This window comes from Vannielia litorea (assembly GCF_018424695.1).
In the GTDB taxonomy this organism is placed as follows: Bacteria; Pseudomonadota; Alphaproteobacteria; order Rhodobacterales; family Rhodobacteraceae; genus Vannielia; species Vannielia litorea_A.
Window position 1 is genome coordinate 26,429 of record NZ_QTNQ01000020.1, and the last position, 21,048, is coordinate 47,476.

At 67.2% G+C, this 21,048-nt stretch carries 19 protein-coding genes and 1 pseudogene; 15 read left to right on the forward strand and 5 right to left on the reverse strand.

Annotated features, from left to right (window positions below; all coding sequences use genetic code 11):
- Positions 1–4: 4 nt before the first annotated feature.
- The 10 genes from nirB (at position 5) to DYI42_RS09360 (ending at position 13,746) form a co-directional block, all read left to right on the forward strand.
- Positions 5–2,440, forward strand: a complete 2,436-nt coding sequence (nirB, locus tag DYI42_RS09315) for a nitrite reductase large subunit NirB (protein ID WP_213545660.1) — start codon at positions 5–7, stop codon at positions 2,438–2,440.
- Entirely contained in the window at positions 2,437–2,769 is a 333-nt protein-coding gene (nirD, locus tag DYI42_RS09320) for a nitrite reductase small subunit NirD (RefSeq protein ID WP_213545661.1), read from the forward strand. The genes nirB and nirD overlap by 4 nt, the downstream gene beginning before the upstream one ends.
- A 97-nt stretch (positions 2,770–2,866) precedes the next feature.
- A complete protein-coding gene (locus DYI42_RS09325; protein WP_213545662.1) occupies positions 2,867–3,709 on the forward strand; it encodes a formate/nitrite transporter family protein in 843 nt (280 codons plus the stop codon).
- A 64-nt stretch (positions 3,710–3,773) separates the two neighbouring features.
- A complete protein-coding gene (locus DYI42_RS09330; RefSeq protein ID WP_213545663.1) occupies positions 3,774–5,501 on the forward strand; it encodes a protein kinase domain-containing protein in 1,728 nt (575 codons plus the stop codon).
- A gap of 19 nt (positions 5,502–5,520) precedes the next feature.
- The gene (gene cynS, locus DYI42_RS09335) at positions 5,521–5,988 is read left to right on the forward strand and encodes a cyanase (protein ID WP_213545664.1); all 468 of its coding nucleotides are present in this window, start codon (positions 5,521–5,523) and stop codon (positions 5,986–5,988) included.
- Positions 5,989–5,992: 4 nt separating this feature from the next.
- Positions 5,993–8,635: a nitrate reductase gene (locus DYI42_RS09340; protein ID WP_213545665.1), complete on the forward strand. Its 2,643-nt coding sequence runs from the start codon at positions 5,993–5,995 to the stop codon at positions 8,633–8,635.
- On the forward strand, positions 8,632–9,597 hold the full coding sequence (locus DYI42_RS09345) for a glycosyl transferase family protein (RefSeq protein ID WP_213545666.1): 966 nt from the start codon (positions 8,632–8,634) through the stop codon (positions 9,595–9,597). Before DYI42_RS09340 ends, DYI42_RS09345 begins: the two co-directional genes overlap by 4 nt.
- A 13-nt stretch (positions 9,598–9,610) precedes the next feature.
- On the forward strand, positions 9,611–11,020 hold the full coding sequence (gene cysG, locus DYI42_RS09350; protein WP_213545667.1) for a siroheme synthase CysG: 1,410 nt from the start codon (positions 9,611–9,613) through the stop codon (positions 11,018–11,020).
- Positions 11,021–11,060: 40 nt separating this feature from the next.
- Positions 11,061–11,876: a fructosamine kinase family protein gene (locus tag DYI42_RS09355; RefSeq protein WP_213545668.1), complete on the forward strand. Its 816-nt coding sequence runs from the start codon at positions 11,061–11,063 to the stop codon at positions 11,874–11,876.
- A gap of 124 nt (positions 11,877–12,000) precedes the next feature.
- Entirely contained in the window at positions 12,001–13,746 is a 1,746-nt protein-coding gene (locus tag DYI42_RS09360; protein WP_213545669.1) for a sugar phosphorylase, read from the forward strand.
- A gap of 28 nt (positions 13,747–13,774) precedes the next feature.
- Here DYI42_RS09360 and DYI42_RS09365 read toward each other — a convergent pair whose 3' ends face one another.
- On the reverse strand, positions 13,775–14,398 hold the full coding sequence (locus tag DYI42_RS09365; protein ID WP_244867767.1) for an FMN-dependent NADH-azoreductase: 624 nt from the start codon (positions 14,396–14,398) through the stop codon (positions 13,775–13,777).
- A 95-nt stretch (positions 14,399–14,493) separates the two neighbouring features.
- Here DYI42_RS09365 and DYI42_RS09370 point away from each other — a divergent pair, with 95 nt between their 5' ends.
- Positions 14,494–15,402 (forward strand): LysR family transcriptional regulator, encoded by a 909-nt coding sequence (locus tag DYI42_RS09370; RefSeq protein ID WP_213545670.1) that lies wholly within the window; start codon positions 14,494–14,496, stop codon positions 15,400–15,402.
- Here DYI42_RS09370 and DYI42_RS09375 read toward each other — a convergent pair.
- The 3 genes and pseudogenes from DYI42_RS09375 to DYI42_RS24575 form a co-directional block, all read right to left on the reverse strand.
- A complete protein-coding gene (locus DYI42_RS09375) occupies positions 15,399–16,622 on the reverse strand; it encodes a glycosyl transferase (protein WP_213545671.1) in 1,224 nt (407 codons plus the stop codon). The two genes, DYI42_RS09370 and DYI42_RS09375, sit on opposite strands and share 4 nt — an antisense overlap.
- 40 nt (positions 16,623–16,662) lie before the next feature.
- Positions 16,663–17,238 (reverse strand): HAD-IIB family hydrolase, encoded by a 576-nt coding sequence (locus DYI42_RS09380; protein WP_342344634.1) that lies wholly within the window; start codon positions 17,236–17,238, stop codon positions 16,663–16,665.
- Between the two features lie 57 nt (positions 17,239–17,295).
- Positions 17,296–17,502, reverse strand: a pseudogene (locus DYI42_RS24575) (HAD hydrolase family protein); the annotation flags it as partial.
- A 233-nt stretch (positions 17,503–17,735) separates the two neighbouring features.
- Between DYI42_RS24575 and DYI42_RS09385 the strand changes: the two are divergent.
- From DYI42_RS09385 to DYI42_RS09400, 4 genes are all read left to right on the forward strand, one after another.
- The gene (locus DYI42_RS09385; RefSeq protein ID WP_213545673.1) at positions 17,736–17,966 is read left to right on the forward strand and encodes a hypothetical protein; all 231 of its coding nucleotides are present in this window, start codon (positions 17,736–17,738) and stop codon (positions 17,964–17,966) included.
- Between the two features lie 79 nt (positions 17,967–18,045).
- Complete coding sequence (locus tag DYI42_RS09390) at positions 18,046–19,086, forward strand: aldo/keto reductase (RefSeq protein ID WP_213545674.1); 1,041 nt, start codon at positions 18,046–18,048, stop codon at positions 19,084–19,086.
- A gap of 96 nt (positions 19,087–19,182) precedes the next feature.
- Positions 19,183–19,782 carry a hypothetical protein gene (locus DYI42_RS09395; RefSeq protein WP_213545675.1) on the forward strand — a complete coding sequence of 200 codons (600 nt, stop codon included), beginning with the start codon at positions 19,183–19,185 and terminating at the stop codon, positions 19,780–19,782.
- Positions 19,779–20,249 carry a lipocalin family protein gene (locus DYI42_RS09400; RefSeq protein ID WP_244867769.1) on the forward strand — a complete coding sequence of 157 codons (471 nt, stop codon included), beginning with the start codon at positions 19,779–19,781 and terminating at the stop codon, positions 20,247–20,249. The genes DYI42_RS09395 and DYI42_RS09400 overlap by 4 nt, the downstream gene beginning before the upstream one ends.
- Before the next feature lie 22 nt (positions 20,250–20,271).
- Here DYI42_RS09400 and truA read toward each other — a convergent pair whose 3' ends face one another.
- On the reverse strand, positions 20,272–21,039 hold the full coding sequence (truA, locus tag DYI42_RS09405) for a tRNA pseudouridine(38-40) synthase TruA (RefSeq protein WP_213545677.1): 768 nt from the start codon (positions 21,037–21,039) through the stop codon (positions 20,272–20,274).
- Positions 21,040–21,048: the final 9 nt, after the last annotated feature.

Sequence of the window (21,048 nt, forward strand, 5' to 3'; positions counted from 1 at the left end):
GGAAATGACCGAGAAACTCGTTGTCATCGGCGCAGGCATGGCCTCGGGCCGGATGCTCGAAAACCTCTTCGAGATCGCGCCAGACGCTTTCGATGTCACCCTCTTCAACGCAGAGCCGCGCGGCAACTACAACCGCATCATGCTCTCCCCCGTGCTCTCGGGCGAGAAGAGCTATGAAGAAATCGTCACCCATGATGCCGCATGGTACGAGGCCCATGGCGTGACCTGCCGCTTTGGCGAGCGCGTCACCGCGATTGATCGGAGCCGCAAGGTGGTGATCGCCCCGAATGGCGAGGTGCCCTACGACAAGCTGGTGCTCGGCACCGGCTCCTCCGCCTTCATCATTCCCTGCCCGGGCCATGACCTCCCTGGCGTCGTCGCCTTCCGCGACCTAGAGGACACCACGGCCATGCTGGAAGCCTCCAGCGGTCAGGGGGCCAAGGCCGTTGTCATCGGCGGCGGCCTTCTGGGGCTGGAAGCCGCGGCGGCCCTGCGTCTGCGCGGCATGGAGGTGACGGTGCTGCACCTTGCCGGGCACCTGATGGAGCGCCAGCTCGATGAGAGCGCGGGTTACCTGCTTCAGAAAGACCTTGAAAAACGGGGCATTACAGTGCTCACCAAGGCCTCCACCAAGGCGATCCAGGGTGAGGGCAAGGTCGAGAAGGTGGTGCTGGAAGATGGCACCGTTCTGGAGGCCGATATCGTGGTGATGGCCGTCGGCATCCGCCCCGCCGTCTCCGTTGCCGCCGAGGCCGGGCTGGAGATGGGCCGCGCCGTGAAGGTGGACGCCCAGATGCGCACCTCCGACCCTGACATCTTCGCCGTGGGCGAATGCGTGGAGTTCAACGGCCAGCTCTTCGGCCTAGTCGCGCCGCTCTACGATCAGGCGAAAGTGCTGGCCAAGACGTTGACCGGCGAGGAGGAGGCCTTCACGCCCAAGGAGCTCTCGACCAAGCTCAAGGTCACCGGCTGTGACCTGTTCAGCGCGGGTGACTTTGCCGAGGGCGAGGGGCGCGAAGACATCGTGTTCCGCGACCCGGCGCGCGGCGTCTACAAGCGCCTCGTCATCGAGGGCGAAAAGCTGGTGGGCGCGGTGATGTATGGCGACACCGCCGACAGCAACTGGTTCTTCGGTCTCATCAAGGATGGGACGGATGTGGAAGAGATGCGCGAAACGCTCATCTTCGGCCCCGCCTTTCAGGGGGGCGGCTCCGTGGACCCTATGGCGGCCGTTGCAGCCTTACCGGCTGACGCAGAAATCTGCGGCTGCAACGGCGTGTGCAAGGGCCAGATCATCGAAGCCATCGAGGGTGGGGCAACCACCCTCGGCCAGATCAAGGCCACCACCAAGGCCTCGGCTTCCTGCGGCACCTGCACCGGGCTGGTCGAGCAGGTCATGGCCGTCACGCTGGGCGACGGCTTCGAGCTGCCCAAGGCGGTCAACATCTGCGGCTGCACCGACCTCTCCCATGAGGACGTGCGCCGGTTGATCAAGAGCAAGGAGCTGAAGAGCCAGCCCGCCGTCTGGCAGGAGCTGGGGTGGAAAACCGTCAACGGCTGCCACGTCTGCCGCCCGGCGGTGAACTTCTACCTCCTGGCCGACTGGCCGCTTGATTACGCCGACGACCCGCAAAGCCGTTTCATCAACGAGCGGGTGCATGCCAACATCCAGAAGGACGGCACCTACTCGGTCGTGCCCCGGATGTTCGGTGGCATGTGCACCCCCGACGAGCTGATCGCGGTGGCCGAGGCGGCGCGCAAGTTCGGTGGCACGCTGCACGTCACCGGCGGCCAGCGGGTTGATATCCTCGGCATCCGCAAGGAAGATCTGCCCGCCATCTGGGCCGACCTGAATGCGGCGGGCCTTGTCTCGGGCCACGCCTACTCCAAGGGCCTGCGCACCGTCAAAACCTGCGTCGGCACCAACTTCTGCCGCTTCGGCACGCAAGACAGCACCGGCCTCGGCATCAAGCTGGAGCAAAAGCTCTGGGGCTCCTGGACACCCCACAAGGTCAAGCTCGCCGTCACCGGCTGCCCGCGCAACTGCGCCGAGGCCACCTGCAAGGATATCGGCGTAGTCTGCGTCGACTCTGGCTACCAGATTGGCGTCGGCGGCGCGGCGGGGATGGACGTGAAGGAGACCGAGCGGCTGGTGGACGTGAAAACCGAGGAAGAGGTGATCGAATGGACCACCGCCTTCCTCCAGCTCTACCGCGAGCACGGCAAATACCTCGACCGGCCCTATAAATGGCTCGCCAAGGTGGGGCTCGACTGGGTGAAGGAGGTGCTGGCAGACGCGGACGAACGCGCCGCGCTGAACGATCGCTTCGAGGTGTCCCAATCCGTCTATCGCAAAGACCCGTGGGCCGAACTGGCCAAACCCGAACCGGCGAAGAGCTTTCTGCCCATCGCCGACCTGACCCAGGAGGCTGCCGAATGAGCTGGATCGACATCTGCGCCATCGAGGACATCCCCGAGCGCGGCGCGCGCATCGTGAAGACGGCGGAGGGCTGCGTGGCGGTGTTCCGCACCGGGCCCGAGGAGGTCTTCGCCACCTCCAACAGCTGCGCCCACAAGGGCGGCCCGTTGTCGGAGGGCATCGTGCACGACCGCAAGGTCACCTGCCCGCTGCACAACTGGGTTTATTCGCTGGAAACCGGCGAGGCCCAGGGCGCCGACCAGGGCCAGATTGCAACCTACCCCGTCCGGATCGAGGCCGGGCGGGTTCTGCTGGACGCCGAGAGCCTTGCGAGGCGGTCGGCAGCCTGAACGGACCAGGCCGCGCAACGGCGTGCGGCGTCACCATCACCGTCAACGGCGACGGCGTAAAGACCAAACGAAACCAGTTATTTAGGGGACTGCACCCATGTCTTACGTCATGCCCAAGGAATTCGCGGCCAAGATGGTTGATGCCGGCGAATCCAAGATCTTCATGGCCACCAAGGATACGCTTATCCGCGCCTTCATGGCCGGGGCCATCCTTGCGCTCGCCGCCGCCTTCGCGGTCACCATCGCCGTCAACACCGGCAACTTCCTCGTCGCCTCGCTGCTCTTTCCGGTTGGCTTCTGCATGCTCTACCTGCTGGGCTTCGACCTGCTGACCGGCGTGTTCACCCTCTGCCCGCTGGCGGTGATCGCCAAGCGCCCGGGCTGCACCTGGAACGGCGTTTTCCGCAACTGGGGCCTCGTCTTCGTCGGCAACTTCGCCGGGGCGATGACCACGGCGGTGATGATGGCGGTGATCTTCACCATGGGTTTCAGCCAGGAGCCGAATGCAGTGGGTCAGAAGATCGGCGTGATCGGTGAAAGCCGCACCGTGGGCTACGCTGCCGCGGGTGCCGCGGGCATGCTCACCGTCTTCGTCCGCGCAGTGATGTGCAACTGGATGGTCTCCACCGGCGTGGTCGCCGCGATGATGTCCAGCTCGGTCTCGGGCAAGATCATGGCGATGTGGATGCCGATCCTCGTGTTCTTCTACCTCGGGTTCGAGCACTCCATCGTCAACATGTTCCTCTTCCCCTCGGGCATCATGCTGGGCGGCGAGTTCACCTGGTTCGACTACCTCGCCTACAACGAGATCCCGGTGATCCTCGGCAACCTCGTGGGCGGCCTCACCTTCGTGGGCGGCATGATCTACATGACCCACTTCCGCGAGAGCCCCAAGCGCAACGCGCACCTCAACACCGACACCGGCGTTCCCGCCGAGTGATGTGACCCTCGCGGGCCCCGCCGCCCCCGTGGGGCCCGCCTCTTCCTCTCGCCGGAGCACGCCCATGCCGAAGGACAGCACCATAGCCCGCGACGGCCTGCGCGTGAGCCTCGGACAGTTCTCTACGGCCGGGAAGAAGCCGGTGAACCAGGATTTCCACGGCGCCAGCGTGCCCACGGGCTCCGCGCTCAGGATGAAGGGCATGGTCCTGGCCGTCGCCGATGGCATCAGCTCCTCACCGGTCAGCCGCGAGGCCTCCGAGACGGTCGTGAAGGCCTTGCTGACCGACTATTACGCCACCGCAGATGCCTGGTCGGTGCGCACCGCCGCCACCCGCGTGATCCAGGCCACCAACGCCTGGCTCCATTCCCAGAACGCCGCCTTTGACGATATCAACGCAGGCCGCGTCTGCACCCTCTCTGCGCTGATCCTCAAGGGCAGCGAAGCGCATGTCTTCCATGTCGGCGACAGCCGGGTGTCGCGCCTCTCGGGCGGCAGCCTTGAGCCGCTGACCCGCGAACACCGGGTGGCCTTGCCTGCCGGTGTGCACCACCTTGCCCGCGCCATGGGGGCGGCGGCGGAGGTGGAGATTGATTATTACGCCCAGCCGGTGAAGGCGGGCGATATCTTCGTGCTCACCACCGACGGCGTGCACGAGCACCTCGGTTTTCATGCCCTGCGGGACAGCATGGGCCAGCCCAGCCTCGATGCGGTGGCCGAGGCGCTGGCGATGTCGGCGCTGGAGGCGGGGAGTGACGATAACCTGACAGTGCAGGTGCTGCGCATCGACGCGCTGGCGCAGGATGATGCCGGCTTCGCGCTGGACCGCGCCGACCTGCCGGTGCCGCCGCTGCCCAAGTCAGGCGACAGGATCGACGGCTTTCGTATCGTCCGGCCCGTGCAGAGCACCGCCCGCAGCCATGTGTTTCTGGCCGCCGACGAGGCCGGGCGGCAGGTGGCGCTCAAGGTGCCCACCCGCGAGATGGCCGATGACGCCGACTACCGCCAGCGGTTCGCGCTTGAAGAGTGGATCGCCCGGCGCATCCGCAGTCCCCACGTTGTCGCCGCCTCGCCCGCGCCCGACGCCCGCAGCTGGCTCTACTCGGTCACCGAATGGGTCGAGGGCGTGACCCTCCGCCAATGGATGACCGACAATTCCCAGCCCTCCCACGACGCGGTGCGCGACATCGTCCGCCAGATCGCCGAGGGCCTGCGCAGCCTGCACCGGCGCGACATGCTGCACCAGGATATCCGCCCCGAGAACGTGATGATCGATGCCGAGGGCACGGTGAAGATCATCGACCTCGGCTCCACAACCGTCGCCGGGGTGGAAGAGGCCGCCCACGGGGCGCTGGGCGCGATGCCGGGCACCTTCCAGTACACGGCGCCCGAATACCTGTCCGGCGACACGGTGAGCTGGCGCTCCGACCAGTATGCCCTCGCGGTGATCGCCTACGAGATGCTCACCGGTCGCCTGCCCTACGGCACCCAGGTCGCCCGCATCCGCAACCGGCAGGACCAGCGCCGCCTGCGCTACATGCCTGCCCATGACGACGTGACGGGCGTGCCGCTCTGGCTCGACGATGCGCTGGCCCGCGCGCTCCACCCCGACCCGCTGCGCCGCTACGACGCGCTTTCGGAGTTTCTTGCCGACCTCTCCCGCCCCGGCGCCACCTACAAGGCCCGCCATCACGTGCCGCTGGCCGAGCGCAACCCGCTCCGCTTCTGGCAGGGCGTCTCTGCCGTTCTGGCCCTGCTCTGCATCATTCTCGCCCTTCAACTCGCCAACTGACCCAACAGGAGCAAGACCCATGAAAGACGTTGTCGCAAACGACATCCTGACCAAGGAAGACGCCACCGCCCTGATCATCGCCGCCAAGAAGCAGGCCGGGCTGACATGGGAGGGGATCGCCGGTGAGATCGGCATGTCCCCGGTCTGGACCCATTCCGCCTGCATGGGGATGAACGCTTTCCCGGCGGACAAGGCCGCGGCGCTCTGCGCCCTGCTGGAGCTGCCAGAGGGCGCCGCCGAGGCGCTGGAGGAAAGCCCCACGAAGGTCTGGGCGCAAACCGTGCCGACCGATCCCTGCATCTACCGCTTCTACGAGATCGTTGGCGTCTACGGCCCCACGCTCAAGGCGCTGATCCACGAGAAGTTCGGCGACGGCATCATGTCGGCCATCGACTTCGACATGGAAGTGACCCGCATCCCCAACCCCAAGGGCGACCGGGTGGAAGTGAAGATGAGCGGCAAATACCTTGCCTATAACGCGTGGTGATCTGATGACCCTTGCGCCCTCCTGCCAGATCAAGACGACCTGCCCCTATTGCGGCGTGGGCTGCGGCGTGCTGGCCGAGCCTGATGGGGCAGGGGGGCTCAAGGTGGTGGGCGACAAGGCCCACCCCGCCAACTTCGGGCGGCTCTGCTCCAAGGGCTCGGCCCTCGGCGAGACGGTCGGGCTGGAAGAGCGGCTGCTGAGCCCCCGGGTGAATGGGGCGAAGGCGGGGTGGGACGAGGCCCTGGGTCTCGTGGCCGACCGCTTCCGCCAGACCATTGCCCGGCACGGGCCGGATTCTGTGGCCTTCTACGTCTCCGGCCAGCTGCTGACCGAAGATTACTACGTGGCCAACAAGCTGATGAAGGGCTTCATCGGCTCTGCCAACATCGACACCAACTCCCGCCTCTGCATGGCCTCCTCGGTGGCCGGGCACAAGCGGGCCTTCGGCACCGATACAGTGCCCGGCACCTATGAAGACCTCGAAGAGGCCGATCTGATCGTTCTCACCGGTTCCAACCTCGCCTGGTGCCATCCGGTGCTCTACCAGCGGATCGTGGCGGCCAAGGCGGCCCGGCCCGGCATGAAGATCGTGGTGATCGACCCGCGCCGCACCGCCACCTGCGACGCGGCCGACATGCATCTGTCCATCGCACCGGGGGCTGACGTGGCGCTCTTCAACGGCCTTCTGCGCCGTATCCGTGATGCCGGTGCCGTGGACTCGGCCTTCGTGCGCGGATCGGTCGACGGATTTGACGAGGCCATCTCGGCGGCGACCAGCGAGATCGGGGCGACAGTTGGCGTGGAGGGAGGCCTGCTGCGCCGGTTCTACGACCTCTGGCTGCGAACGGAGAAGGTGGTGACGGTCTATTCCCAGGGCGTCAACCAATCCTCGCAGGGCACCGACAAGGTCAACGCGATCATCAACTGCCACCTCGCCACGGGCCGCATCGGCAAGCCGGGCATGGGGCCGTTTTCCGTTACCGGGCAGCCGAACGCCATGGGCGGGCGCGAGGTGGGGGGGCTCGCCAACATGCTGGCCTGCCACCTCGACATCGAGAACGCCGAACACCGCATGGCGGTGCGGGATTTCTGGCAGGCCCCCGCGATGCCCGAGAAGGCCGGGCTGAAGGCGGTGGAGATGTTCGATGCCATCGAGCGCGGTGAGATCAAGGCGCTCTGGGTCATGGCCACCAACCCGGCGGTCTCCATGCCCGAGGCCGACCGGGTGCGCGCGGCCATCGCGGGCTGCGATTTCGTGGTGGTTTCCGACATCACTGCCAACACCGACACCGCCCGCCTCGCCCATGTGCTGCTGCCTGCCACCGGCTGGGGCGAGAAGGACGGCACGGTGACCAACTCCGAGCGCCGCATCAGCCGCCAGCGCACCGCGCTGCCCGCGCCCGGCGAGGCCCGGCACGACTGGCGCATCCTCAGCGATTTCGCCGCCCGGATGGGCTGGGGCGCGGCCTTTGATTACTCCTCTCCCGCCGAGATCTTCCGAGAATACGCCGCGCTTTCAGGCATCGCCGCAGGCATGGGAAAGGATTTCGACATCTCCGGCCTTGCCGATATTTCGGACGCCCAATACGCCGACCTCGCCCCGGTGCAATGGCCGGTGAGCGCCACCCGCAGCGGTGGACGCTTCTTCGGCGATGGCCGGTTCTTCACCGAAAACGGGCGGGCGAAGATGCTGCCCGTGCGCACCACGGCCCCGGCCACGGCGGTTGACCGGCGCTACCCGTTCCGGCTCAACACCGGCCGCGTGCGCGACCACTGGCACACCATGACCCGCACCGCCAAGTCGCCGCGCCTGAGCCAGCACATGGCCGAGCCCTATGTCGAGGTGCACCCTGATGACGCTTCCCGCCTCGGGTTGCGGCCCGCCGGGATTGCCGATGTGGAAAGCCCGTCCGGGCGGATGCTGGCCCGTGTGATCGTGACCGAGCGGGTGCGCCCCGGCGAGGTATTCGTGCCGATGCACTGGACTGCGGAAACCGCCTCGCTGGGGCGGACCGATGCGCTTGTGGCCTCTGTGACCGATCCGATCAGCGGCCAGCCCGACAGCAAGGGCGCGGTGGTTGGCATCGCGCCATTCGCTGCCGCGTGGTTCGGCTTTGCCGTCTCCGCCGCCAAGCCCCGCCCCGATGCGCCCTATTGGGCGATGGCCCGGGCCCGGGAGGGCTGGCGGCTTGAATTGGCTGGCGTGGAGGCCCCGGAGGATTGGGAGGCCTGGGGCCGGATGGTCTTTGGTCTTCCGCCCGAGGCCGAGGCGCTGGTTGTCATCGACGCGGCACGTGGCGGCGCGCGGCTGGCCTTTCTGTCGGAGGGCAAGCTGGCCGCCGCGCTCTTCGTGGCTGCCGAGCCGGTGGCGGTCTCCCGCAGCTTCATGGCGGCTCAGCTCGGCGCGCCAGCGGCCCCCGCCCAGCTCTCCGGCCAGCCCGGACAAGACATGCCCGACCCGGGCGCAACCGTCTGCGCCTGTTTCGACGTTGGGGTGAACACCATCCTCGCCGCGATCCAGAGCCAGCACCTCGCCTCTGTCGAGGCGATCGGCGCGGCGCTTCAGGCGGGCACCAACTGCGGCTCCTGCCGCCCGGAGCTGGCCGCGCTGTTGGCTTCCGCCACCAACCGGGAGGCCGCCGAATGAGCCTTGCACCCTACGTTCGCATCCTTGGCCGGGGTCCGGGCCGGTCGCGCTCGCTGACGCAGGAGGAGGCCCGCGAGGCCATGGCGCTGATCCTCTCCGGCGAGGCCGCGCCGGAGGCCGTGGGCGCGCTGCTCATGCTGATGCGCTTCCGGGGCGAGACGGCTGGCGAGGTGGCGGGCTTCGTCGAGGCGGCGCGCGCCACCCTCGCGCCCTGGCCCGGCGCGGCTCCCGCGCTCGACTGGCCGAGCTACGCGGCGGGCCGCACCCGGGGCTTGCCGTGGTTCCTGCTCTCGGCCCGCCTTGTGGCGCGGGCCGGGGCGCCGGTGTTGCTGCACGGCTGGAACTCACACCAGAAGGCGGCGGCCTCGGTGCGGGCTGCGCTGCCTGCGGCGGGCATTGCCGAGGCGCAGTCGATGGAAGAGGCCAGCGAGGTGATGGCGCGCGATGGCATCGCCTATTTGCCGCTTGAGGCCTTCGCCCCGCGCCTCCTTGAACTTCTCCGCCTGCGCGACGTGCTGGGCCTGCGCTCCGCCGTCAACACCGTGCTGCGTGTGCTCAACCCCGCGCGCGCCCCCGCGGCGGTGCAGGGCGTCTTCCACCCGCCCTATCGCGCCCTGCAGGCTGATGCCTGCGACTTGCTCGGCCAGCCCGCGATGACCGTGCTCAAGGGCGGCGGTGGCGAGTTTGAGCGGCACCCCTCCAAGGACATCGCGCTTTACGGCACGCGCGGCGGCACCCGCTGGGAGGCTTCGGCCCCCGCGCTGGAGGAAGAGACCCGCCGCCTTGCCGATGAAGCCCCAGACCCGAATGACCTTGCCCGCCTCTGGCACGGCGAGAGCGAGGATGACTTTGCCCGCGCCATCGTGCTGGGCACCGCCGAGCTGGCGCTGGAAACCTGTGGCCTCGCGCCCGGGCTGGCGCAGGAGCTTTGGGCCAACCGCCACGCCGCCCGCGCGGCCTGACTGGAGAGAAGAGATGAAGACCTTTCCGATGTTCCTTGCCATGGCAGGCCGCCGCGTGGTGATCGCGGGGGGCGGAGAGCAGGCCGCGCAGAAGGCCCGGCTGATGCTGAAGACCGAGGCGAAGCTGGTGTTTCTGGCCGAGGCGCTGGAGGACGAACTGGCCGCGCTGGTAGCCTCGGGCCGGGCAGAGCACCACGCAGACGGGATGAGCGCAGACAGTTTCGCTGGCGCGGCGCTGGCCTTCATTGCCACAGGCTGCCCGGGGCGCGATGCCGCCTTCGCCGACCTCGCCCGCGCCGCCGGGGTGGTGGTCAACGTGGTCGACCAGCCCGACCTCTGCGATGCCTACACCCCCTCCATCGTCGACCGCGACCCGCTGGTGGTGGCCATCGGCACCGAGGGGGCGGCCCCGGTTCTGGCGCGGCAGGTGAAAACGCGCGTGGAAGAGATGCTGGAGCCGCGCCTTGGCGATTTCGTCTCCATGGCAGGCCGGATGCGCGAGGCCGTGGCCCGTCGCGTGCCCCGCGCCGCCCGGCGGGAATTCTGGCGCTGGGCCTTCTCCGAAGCGCCCCGCCGCCTGCACGCCGCTGGCGCCGAGCGCGACGCCGCAGCCGCGCTCAAGCAGGCAATTGCGGCAGGCGGCGCGCCCGATACCCGGTCCGAAGGGCTCATCTCCCTCGTCGGCGCAGGCCCCGGCGCCCGTGATCTGCTCACGCTGCGCGCCGTCCAGCGCCTGCAAGAGGCCGATGTGATCTTCTATGATCGGCTCGTCGACCCCGATGTGCTCGAACTGGCCCGCCGCGATGCCGAGCGTGTCTTTGTCGGCAAGGAGGTGGGGGCCTGTGCCTGGCCGCAAGAGCGGATCGACGCGGTGATCGTCGCTGCCGCGCGCAAGGGGCAGCGCGTGGTGCGGCTCAAGTCGGGCGATCCCGGGATCTTCGGGCGCGCCACCGAAGAGCTGGCCGCCGCCCGCGCGCATGGGATCACGGTTGAAATCGTTCCCGGCGTCACCGCCGCCTCCGCCGCCGGGGCTGCCATGGGCCGCTCGCTCACCGAGCGCGGCGAGACCGACCGGGTGGTGTTTGCCACCGGCACCTGCCGCGAGGGGGATGCCGCGCCGGACTGGGGCGCCATCTGCATTCCCGGCACCACGCTGGCGCTCTACATGGGCGTGCGCAAGGCGCGCGAGATCGAGGCGAGCTTGCTGGCCGCCGGGGTGCCGGCGGCGGCGGAGGTGGAGATCGTCTGCGCCGTCTCCACCCGCGACGAGCGGCACTTCGCCTGTCGGCTCGACGGGCTGGCTCACGCGGTGGCGGGGCAGGGGGTGACGAACCCGGCGATCATCTTCGTCCGCCATCCGAAACCCCGCGTGGAAGCGCTCGTGGCGCCGAACCCCGCCGCGCGCTTCGCCGTGGCGGGGTGACCGGCTCGACAGGCCGGAAGTTTCGCGCAAGGCTGCCGGCATGAGTGCAACAGACAGCCTTGCGCAGGCCGCAACCGCCCTGCTTGGCGCCACGGCCAGACGCATCACGCCGCTCCATGGCGGCGATCTGAGCGATGTGCTTCTGCTGCAGCTCTCGGATGGGCAGGCGGTGGTGGCCAAATCCGGCACGGCACCCGAGGCGGAGGCGCGGATGCTGCGGGCGCTGGCCGAGGCGGGTGCGCCGGTGCCGCAGGTGCTCGCGGTGTCCGGCGCGGTGCTGGTGTTGAGCCATGTCGAAAACGACGGCGGGCCGGATGAGGAGGGCTGGGCCGACCTGGGCACTGCCCTGCGGCGGCTCCATGCCACGCAGGCCCCGCAAAACGGTTGGCCCGAGCCTTTCGCCTTCGCCAACCTTCCCATCGCCAACAGCCCGGCCGCAACATGGCCCGCCTTTTGGGCCGAGCGCCGCCTGTTGCCCGAGGTGCCCCACCTGCCGCCTGCCCTGGCCCGCCGCATCGAGGCGCTCGCCGCCACCCTGCCGGAGCATCTGCCACGCAACTCCACCGCCCTGCTGCATGGCGATCTCTGGTCCGGCAACCTGCTGGCGCGGCGGGGCCGGCTTGCCGCGCTGATCGACCCGGCCTGCTACCACGGCGACGGCGAGGTGGACCTCGCCATGCTCCACCTCTTCGGCAGCCCGGGCCCCGCCTTTGCCGAAAGCTACGGACCGCTGCCGCCCGGCGCCGAGACCCGTCGCGCCATCTACCAGCTCTGGCCCGCCATCGTGCACGCCCGGCTCTTCGGCGCGGGCTATCACGGGATGATCGACGCGCTCCTCTCCCGCACCGGCCATTGATGGCCATTTGCACAGCAAAGAGGCATCTGCCCCTATTGAGATCAAATCCAACCCCTCCGCGCCTTGAAAGCGCTTTGGCTTTGATGTTTTACCTGAAGAGATGCCTCCAGCACGGACCCGCCCGATGAACAAACCTACGCCCTCGGTCAAATCCAGAACCGCCACGCTGCTGGAACAGATCTACCCCGAACACGATTGCCACGCCCTCGCCGCGCAGGTGCAAGAGGCCTTCTGGCCCGAAGGCGCGCATGTGCGTTCGCGGGCGCGGACGGCTGGCAACAACCTGTGGAGCGAGGCGGATACGCTCGTCATCACCTATGCCAACAGCCTTGTGGACGGGCACCACAAGCCGCTCGACCTGCTGCGTGACTTTCTCACCCATTATCTCCAAGGGGTGATCTCGGGCGTGCACATCCTGCCCTTCTTCCCCTTCACCTCCGACGATGGCTTTGCCGTGGTCGATTACCGCGCGGTGAACCCGCAGGTCGGCGACTGGCCCGACATCCGGCGAATTGCCGAAGAGTTCAAGCTCATGTCGGACCTGGTGCTGAACCACGTGTCGAGCTTCTCGAAATGGTTTCACGACTATCTCCAGGGCCATGAACCTTACGACAAGTTCTTCTTCGAGGCCTCGCCGGACGACGACATCAGCCAGGTCGTGCGCCCCCGAACCTCCTCGCTGCTGCGCGAGGTGCAAACGCCCTCTGGGCCCAAGCACGTGTGGTGCACCTTCTCGCACGATCAGGTGGATCTGAACTTCGCCAACCCCGAGGTGCTGCTGGAATTTCTGCGCATCATCCGGCTGCACATCGACAATGGCGTGCGGGTGATCCGCCTCGATGCGGTGGCCTTCCTCTGGAAGGAGATCGGCACCAACTGCATCCACCTGCCGCAAACCCACGCCATCGTGCGGCTGATGCGCCTGCTGTTCGATTATGCCGTCGAGCCGGTGATCCTGCTGACCGAAACCAATGTGCCCAATGCCGAAAACCTCAGCTACTTCGGGAACCGCAACGAGGCCCATGCGATCTACAATTTCTCGCTGCCGCCACTGGTGCTGCACGCGCTGCTGACCGGCTCCAGCCGGGCGCTCAACCAGTGGCTCATGGCCATGCCACCCGCCCAGCTCGGCTGTGCCTACCTCAACTTCACCGCCTCACATGACGGTATCGGGATGCGCCCCGCCGAGGGGCTGCTTTCGGAGGAGGACATCCAGAAGGTGATCGGCGCCGTGAAGGCAAACGGCGGCCTCGTCTCCATGCGATCGCTGCCGGGCGGGGGCGAGAAGCCCTATGAGCTGAACATCACCTATTTCGAGGCGCTGAAGGGCACGGTCGACGGCCCCGACGCGCACCAGATCGCGCGCTTCCTGTGCAGCCAGACCATCGTGCTTTCGCTCGAGGGTATTCCGGCCTTCTACATCCATTCCCTGCTGGCCACGCCGAACGACCATGACGGCGTGGAGAAAACCGGCGTGAACCGCGCGATCAACCGGCACCGCTGGGATTATCCTTCGCTGCGCAAACTGCTGGACGATCCGGAGACGATCCACGCGCAGGTTCTCGCGCGCCTCAAGCGCCGCATCGCCATCCGCACCCGGCAGCCCGCCTTCCACCCCAATGCCACCCAGTTCACCCTGCAACTGGGCGAGGGGATCTTCGGGGTCTGGCGGCAAAGCCTGGACCGCTCCCAGTCAATCTTCGCGCTGCACAACCTGACGGGCGAAACGATTGCCCTGCCGGTCTTCTCGATCAACCTGATCGGCGGGGAAAACTGGGTCGATCTGCTCTCTGATGAACCGGTGGACGCCGCGCGCGGCGAGATCGAGCTGGCGCCCTACCAGTGCCGGTGGATCTCCAACCGGCACTGAACAGGCTGCGCCAGCCCGAGGTGCGGCCTCAGGCGGCCAGCGCCTGAACCTGCGTGTCGATGAGGCCCCGAGCCTCGGCGATGGAGGCCTCGCGCGGCTCGGGGCCCATCGCCAGGTTTTCGGCGCGGATCACGGTGATGTCGGTGATCCCGATGAAACCGAGGAGGGTGCGCAGATGCGGCTCCTGGGCGTCGAACGCCGTGCCGGGCCCTTCGCTGTACTGCCCGCCGCGGGTGATGAGCGCGATGGCGCGCTTGCCCTTCAGCAGGCCTTCGGGGCCGGCCTCGGTGTAGCGGAAGGTTTCACCGGCGCGCAGCACGTGGTCGAACCAGGCCTTGAGGGTGGAGGGGATGCCGAAATTGTACATCGGTGCGCCGATCACCAGTGTGTCGGCGGCCTTGAGTTCGTCGATCAGCGCCTCGGTGCGGGCGCGCACGGCCTTCTGCTCGGCGCTGGCGGGCTCTGGCACGGCATTGTCGGCTACGAAATGCGGCAGCGGCGCGGCGCCGATGTCGCGGTGGATCACCTCCGCATCGGGCTCGGCGCGGGTCAGCACGTCGAGCGTGCTCTGGACCAGTTGGCGTGAAACCGAAGCGTCGCCGAGGGCGCTGCTGTTGAGTGCGAGAATGGTTGTCATGGTGGGGCCTTTCATCTGGAAATCTCTCGTCGGCCCCTATCTATTGTTGCAGCCCGTGCGCCGGAATGACCATAAGCTGCACAACTTTGTTGCATCCAAGGGAACGCGATATGGACGACCCGGAAGACCTGCGCGCCTTTGTCGAAGTTGTGCACAGCGGCGGGTTCAGCCGCGCGGCCGGACTGCTGGGCGTGTCGAAATCCATGGTAAGCCGGCGGGTCTCGCACCTCGAGGACGGCCTCGGCACACGCCTGCTCGACCGCAATACGCGCGGCGTGCGGCCGACGGCGGCGGGAGAGGAGCTGCTGGTGCGGGCCGAGCGCATCCTGGCAGAATACGAGGAGGCGCGCGAGGCGGTCTCGGCGCGCGGAGGCCGGGTGATCGGCACCCTGCGGGTGACGGCGCCGATCTCGCTCGGGGTGTTGCACGTGGTGCCGGTGCTCGGGCGGCTCGCGGCGGAAAATCCGGGCCTGCATGTCGACGTGGATTTCTCGGATGGCGTCGAAGACCTGATCCAGGGGCGTTACGATGCCGCCATCCGCGCCGGTACGCCGCGCGATTCCAGCCTCGTCATCCGCCGCCTTGCCAGCGCCCGCGGGCTTCTGGTGGGCAGCCGTGCCTATCTGGACGGGGCGGGCTGGCCGAGGGAACCCCGCGACCTTGCGCAGCACGAATGCCTGATCTACGGCAACGCCCCTTCCAGTGACTGGCGGTTCATGGCGGGCGACGATCTGGTTCTGGTGCGCCCGCGCGGGCGGATCGTCACCAACAACGGCGAGGCGCAGCTGCAATGGGCGATAGACGGGCTGGGGCTTGCCTTGCTGCCCGACTTCATAGCCCGCAAGGCAGTGCGCGATGGGGTGCTGGAGCACCTGTTGCCGGAGTATCCGACGCCCGAGTTCCCCATCAGCGTGATCCGCCCGCCCGGGGCCTTTGTTCCGGCCAAGGTGAGGGTTCTGATTGACGCTCTGGTCGAGGCCTTCAGCGCCTGCCCGGATATCGGCACCGAGCCGGTCTAGGCGGCGAACTCCTCGTTATCGGCCCGGATCGCCGCCGACATGTCGCGCATCAGGTCGGGGTCGGCCGAATGGACCCGGCTCCAGTTGGGGATGAAGGGTGTTTCCATCGGATTTTCGAGGAAGACCTGGCCCGCCTCGACGATGTTGGAGGCAAAGAGCTCCACTGTTGTCTCTTCGCGGTGCCGGTCCACATAGAGGCCGTTCATCGCGGCGTCATGGGCGTAGATCTCGATCATGTCGAGCGCGATCCGGTAATAGGTGGCCTTCAGCGAGCGGAAGACGTTGGGCGTGAACACCGTGCCATCCGTCGCCAGCTTCCGATAGAGCGCCTTGCAGATGTCGATGGACATGCGATTCAGGCCGGTGGTCTTGTCATCCTCGCTCACCGTCTGGTGCTTGTGGTCGTAACGGTCTGATATCTCAGCCTGACACACCGCCTTGGGGCTGAGGTTGCGCCAGGCCTCCGAGAGCACGCCGATCTCCAGGCCCCAGTCGGAGGGGATGCGCATGTCGGGCAGGATGCTGGTGCGCATGGCGAACTCCCCGGCCAGCGGGTAGCGGAAGCCGCGCAGGTAATCGAGGTAGTCGTGGTCGCCCAGCACCTTCTTCAGCGCCAGGAGAAGCGGGCTGACCAGCAGGCGTGAGACCCGGCCGTTAAGCTTTCCGTCAGCAATCCGCGGATAGTATCCCTTGCAGAGCTGGTAGGGAAAATTCGGGTTGGCCACGGGGTAGACGAGGCGGGCCAGCATATCGGTGTCATAGGTGAGAATGTCGCAATCGTGCAGGGCGACCACGGCGCTATCGGCCTGGGCCAGCGCGTAGCCCATGCAGAACCAGACATTCCGGCCCTTTCCCGGCTCCTGCGGCGAAAGGTTGAGCCCTTTCAGCCGCGCGTCGATGGCCTGAAGCCGCGGGCCGTCGTTCCAGAGCACCATGTGCTCTTGCGGAAGCCGCGAGAAGAACTTCTTGGCGTCGCGATACTGGCTTTCATTGGCCCGGTCGAGGCCGATGATGATCCGGCTGATGAAGCGCACCTTGGAGAGCTCGTCGAGAATGGCCGGCAGGGCCTCGCCCTCAAGCTCCGAGTAGAGCGAGGGCAGCACCAGAACGATCTTTCGGGTGGCGGTGATGGTTTCGAGTTCGCGGGCCATGGCCGCCGGATCGAGCGTGCGCAGGTTGTGCAATGTGGCGACGCTTCCGCTCTGATGAAAATCGGCCAATGCTCGGGCTCCCTTGGTGTTGTTCCGGTCTGTCTGGCGCTCAGTCCCGCAGCTTTGCGGGGGCCAATGTGTCAATCATGTCGAGCACCGCTTCGTTCCATCCCTCCGGCCCGGGCCTCGTGCTGCGACGGATCCGGCCGGTGGATTCACCCGCCAGTGTATCAATTTGCGCGCCCTGTGGATTGGCAATGATGATGCCGGTATCGGCGGCCTCGAGCATGCCGATATCGTTGGGCGCGTCACCCAGGGCCATGACGTGGGCGCCGGGCGCGATCCTGTCGGCAACCTCGCGCACCCGATCCGCCTTGTCGGCGCCGAAGGACAGGGTCAGAAACCGCCCACCCTGCCGAGCCGTCACACCGCCCTCCGCCAGAGCTTCGATGAAGGCCGCCCGTGTTGCCGCGTCACCGCGCCAGAGGCCCGGCTCGGAAAACGCCCGGCGCGCGGCCAATGCGGCTTGTGCGCGGGGCAGCCCGGTTTCGCGCGCCACGCCCTCCGGCCCCCAGTCCGTGAACCCTTCGAAGGGGGCGCGCAGCGCGGGCGGCAGAGCATTCAACACGGCCATGAGGGCGGGGTGACGGGCCTCTGCCTGCGCGTCTTCTCCGGCCCAAATCACGCCCGCGCCATTCTCCACGATGAGCGCGGGGACACGTAGGGGTAGATCTTGTGCAAGCCCTTGCATCTCATGCGAAGTTTTGCTGCTGGCGAGCACCAGTGGCAAATTTTTTTTGCCCAGACACTCCAAGGCGCTCTGCGCTGCAGAAAACGCATAGGTCTGATGGTCGAGCAGGGTTCCATCAAGATCGGAAAAGACGATCAAGTTGGGCTGCAAGGTATCGGATTCTTTGAACATCTGGCGTGAGACTAGCGGCTTCTCCATCGCTTGACCACAGCGACTCACCGCTTTTGCCTGGCCCGTCCACTGCGATCGCGGCGCCGTATTACGCTGCAGTGCAGCAAAGAGATGCCTTTGGGAAACCTGCGCAAAGGCTTAGGATCGCCTCGTTTCTCTGCGTTCACAGAGAGAAACCAGCGCGGCGTCCAGCCGTCCGTAACAGAGTGTTAGTGAGACCCATGCAAAGTTTTGCAACCTAAGTCGACCCGGAGTTCGAAGTGCAGTTTCTCAACATCATTATTTTCCTGGTGTTCGGTTTCGGCGCTGTCGGTCTCGTCAACCAATTCTTCTCGCCACACTGGTTTTGGCTGGTCGCAGCCTATTGTGCCGGCAGCGTGCTCGGCCTTGGCGCGATCTACCTCGCCTACGCGTTTCCAACGCGCGCGCGCAGGCCCCCCCCTGTCGAAACCCGCGAGACCTCGGCCGAAACGGTCAATAACAGTTCCTGAAGCGCTTGCTTCCTGCTTGCCCCTGCGGACCTGCACGATAGGTTCCGGTCCAACATGAAACGGCAGGGACGACCTCCAGATGAAGATGCAAAAGCTCGGCCAGAGCGACCTTGAAGTGCCGATCTGGTGCCTCGGCACCATGACCTTCGGCAACCAGACCCCTGAGGCCGAAGGCCACGCTCAGATTGATGCGGCCCTTGAGGCGGGGCTCACCTTTCTCGACACCGCCGAGATGTATCCGGTCAACCCGGTGCGGGCAGAGACGGTTGGGCGCACCGAAGAGATCATCGGCAACTGGGTGGCCAAGTCGGGCAAACGCGACGACGTGGTCATCGCCACAAAGATCGTTGGCCCGAGCAAGCTGGTCCGCGATGAGCGCGGGATCACGGCTGAAACCCTGCGCGAGGCGGTGGAGACTTCGCTGCGCCGCCTGCAAACCGATGTGATCGACCTCTACCAGTTTCACTGGCCGCAGCGCGGATCGTATCACTTTCGCCAGCATTGGGAGTTCGCGCCCGAACAGCAGGACCGCGCCGCCACCCGCGCCAACATGGAAGAGGTGATGGCCGAGATGGCGCGCCTGCGCGATGCGGGCAAGGTGCGCCATTTCGGCACCTCGAACGAAAGCGCCTGGGGCATGACCCGCTGGAACCAGCTTGCCGCAGAGACGGGTGGCCCGCGCATGGAGACGGTGCAGAACGAATACAGCCTGCTCTGCCGGATGTATGACACCGACATGGCCGAGATGTCGCACCAGGAGGAGGTTTCGCTGCTGGCCTACTCGCCGCTGGCGGCCGGTTTGCTCACTGGCAAATACGCGGGCGGCGCCCGTCCCGAGGGCAGCCGGGCGTCGATCAACGGGGATCTTGGCGGGCGGATCACGCCCCGCGCGGAAGCGGCCACCGCGGCCTACGTGGCGCTGGCCGAAGAGCACGGGGTGGACCCGGTGCACATGGCCCTGGCCTGGGCGGCGGAGCGGCCCTTCATGGGATCTGTCATCTTCGGGGCGACGACGATGGCACAGCTCGAGCACATCATCGCGGGCATGGATTTTGTGCTGACAGATGAGCTGCGGACAGGCATCGCGGAGATATACCGGGCGCATCCTTTGCCATATTGAGGTTCACGATCTCGTCAGCCCCCCATATATAGCGGTTCCGGCTGGACTTTTGCCGCGTATCTGGCAGTCTCCCCGCGACCTGTGAGGAGCCTAGGCGTGGTGCGAAAACTGTGGATCGGAACCCTCGGGCTGGCCGTTGTGCTGGCTCTGGGCGGCTGCCAGCTCCCCGGTGGCCTGGGAAGCAAGGCGGAGGTGCCCGCCGAGGTCACCGAAGCCGGGCCCGATGATCCGCGCCCACGGCCAAGGCCCGGCAGCAAAGCCGCTCGGCCCGCGCCTGCCGCGCCGAGTTCGCCCGACCTCGAGCCGCCAGCGCCGGCGCGCACCCCGGATGCCGAGGATGATCTGTTGCCCCAGGCGGCAGAGACCGAGGCCAGCGCCGAGGAGGAAGCGGCAACTCCTGCGCCCGAACTGCCCGACGAACTCTACAAGGCCCCCGAGCCGCCCCCGGTGCCCGCCGCGCTCACCGGACAGGCGGCGCAATGCACCAAGAAGAAGGGCCGCTTCGTGCAGCGGGGCGAGGGCGGCACCTTCACCTGCGTCCTGCCGACCCGCGATGCCAACAAGCGCTGCGATGACGGCTCGGATTGTCAGGGCATCTGCTTTGCCAAGTCCCGCACCTGTGCGCCCGTCACGCCGTTGTTTGGCTGTTATGACGCGCTGGAGAATGGGCGGGTGGTGAACATATGCACCGAATGATCCCGGCGCTCCTGCTCGCCGGCTGCCTCGGGGCGCCCGCATCCGACGGCTATCGCGACGCCACCGCACCGATCAGCTCCATCGCGCTTTTCGACAGCGCCAAGCTTGCGGGCGAATGGCGCGAGGTGGCCTCGTTCCGCGAGGCTGGGGCCTGCCTGGTTTGCCGCGCGCGCTTTGCGGCGACGCCGGGCGGGGTCGAGATGCAAAGCGCGGCAGGGCAGGCGCGGCTCGTGCCTGCCGGTCCCGGTCGGTTGGCGCCGAAAGGTCTGAAGGGCGCGCTGTCAGAGCCGTGGTGGGTGCTGTGGGTGGATGCGGACTACCGCACGCTTGTCATTGGCACGCCCTCGGGCCGGTTCGGGGCCATCCTTGACCGCGGCGAGATTGGCCCGGATCGCCGCAGGGCCGCCGAGGAGATTCTGCGCTGGGCGGGCTATGATATTGCCCGTCTGCGCGCTGCCGCGATGTGAGGCACGCGGGCCGGGGTGCCGCTTAGGCAAACGGATCGTCCGGGTAATCCACGGCCCGCAAATAGAGCCCGTAGGGCGGGCAGACGGGGCCGCAGGCGGCGCGGTCCTGCGCCTCCAGCACAGCCTTCACATCCTCGGGCGCCCAGGCCCCGGCACCGACGCGTTCCAACGTGCCGACGAAGCTGCGGACCTGGTTGTGAAGGAAGCTCCGGGCCGAAAGGTGAAAGCGAAACTCGCGCCCGCCGGGATAGTCGAGTTCTTCGATGTCGAGACGGTCGAGCGTTTTCACCGGCGATTTGGCCTGGCATTCCGAGGCGCGGAAGGTGGTGAAATCATGCCGCCCGAGCAGATGTGCCGCGCCCTCTTGCATGGCGGCAAGGTCGAGCGGCTGCATCACCCGCCAGGCCAGCCCCGCGTCATGGGTGAGCGGCGCGCGGCGCACCACGAGGCGGAAGAGGTAGTGCCGGGCCTCGGCCGAGAAGCGCGCGTGCCAGTCGTCATCGACGGCGGCACAGGCGACAACGGCCACAGGGGCGGGCTTCAGGTGATAGTTCAGCGCCTCCGAAAGCCGAAACGGCTCCCAATCCTTCGCCATGTCGCAATGCGCGACCTGCCCGAGCGCATGAACGCCGGTATCGGTGCGCCCCGCCGCCGCGATCGTGTGCTCCCCCGGCTCCAGCATCGCCAGCGCCGCCTCGACCGCGCCTTGCACCGAAGGAAGCTCGGCCTGGCGCTGCCAGCCGTTGAAGGGCGCGCCGTTGTATTCGATTTTCAGGGCATAGCGGGGCATTTCGGCGGT

What these genes read in the sequence shown, in the direction of transcription:
- nirB (WP_213545660.1), top strand. Translation starts at nt 5, where the DNA reads ATGACCGAGAAACTCGTTGTCATCGGCGCAGGCATGGCCTCGGGCCGG.
- nirD (WP_213545661.1), top strand. Translation starts at nt 2,437, where the DNA reads ATGAGCTGGATCGACATCTGCGCCATCGAGGACATCCCCGAGCGCGGC.
- DYI42_RS09325 (WP_213545662.1), top strand. Translation starts at nt 2,867, where the DNA reads ATGTCTTACGTCATGCCCAAGGAATTCGCGGCCAAGATGGTTGATGCC.
- DYI42_RS09330 (WP_213545663.1), top strand. Translation starts at nt 3,774, where the DNA reads ATGCCGAAGGACAGCACCATAGCCCGCGACGGCCTGCGCGTGAGCCTC.
- cynS (WP_213545664.1), top strand. Translation starts at nt 5,521, where the DNA reads ATGAAAGACGTTGTCGCAAACGACATCCTGACCAAGGAAGACGCCACC.
- DYI42_RS09340 (WP_213545665.1), top strand. Translation starts at nt 5,993, where the DNA reads ATGACCCTTGCGCCCTCCTGCCAGATCAAGACGACCTGCCCCTATTGC.
- DYI42_RS09345 (WP_213545666.1), top strand. Translation starts at nt 8,632, where the DNA reads ATGAGCCTTGCACCCTACGTTCGCATCCTTGGCCGGGGTCCGGGCCGG.
- cysG (WP_213545667.1), top strand. Translation starts at nt 9,611, where the DNA reads ATGAAGACCTTTCCGATGTTCCTTGCCATGGCAGGCCGCCGCGTGGTG.
- DYI42_RS09355 (WP_213545668.1), top strand. Translation starts at nt 11,061, where the DNA reads ATGAGTGCAACAGACAGCCTTGCGCAGGCCGCAACCGCCCTGCTTGGC.
- DYI42_RS09360 (WP_213545669.1), top strand. Translation starts at nt 12,001, where the DNA reads ATGAACAAACCTACGCCCTCGGTCAAATCCAGAACCGCCACGCTGCTG.
- DYI42_RS09365 (WP_244867767.1), bottom strand. Translation starts at nt 14,398, where the DNA reads ATGAAAGGCCCCACCATGACAACCATTCTCGCACTCAACAGCAGCGCC.
- DYI42_RS09370 (WP_213545670.1), top strand. Translation starts at nt 14,494, where the DNA reads ATGGACGACCCGGAAGACCTGCGCGCCTTTGTCGAAGTTGTGCACAGC.
- DYI42_RS09390 (WP_213545674.1), top strand. Translation starts at nt 18,046, where the DNA reads ATGAAGATGCAAAAGCTCGGCCAGAGCGACCTTGAAGTGCCGATCTGG.
- DYI42_RS09400 (WP_244867769.1), top strand. Translation starts at nt 19,779, where the DNA reads ATGATCCCGGCGCTCCTGCTCGCCGGCTGCCTCGGGGCGCCCGCATCC.
- truA (WP_213545677.1), bottom strand. Translation starts at nt 21,039, where the DNA reads ATGCCCCGCTATGCCCTGAAAATCGAATACAACGGCGCGCCCTTCAAC.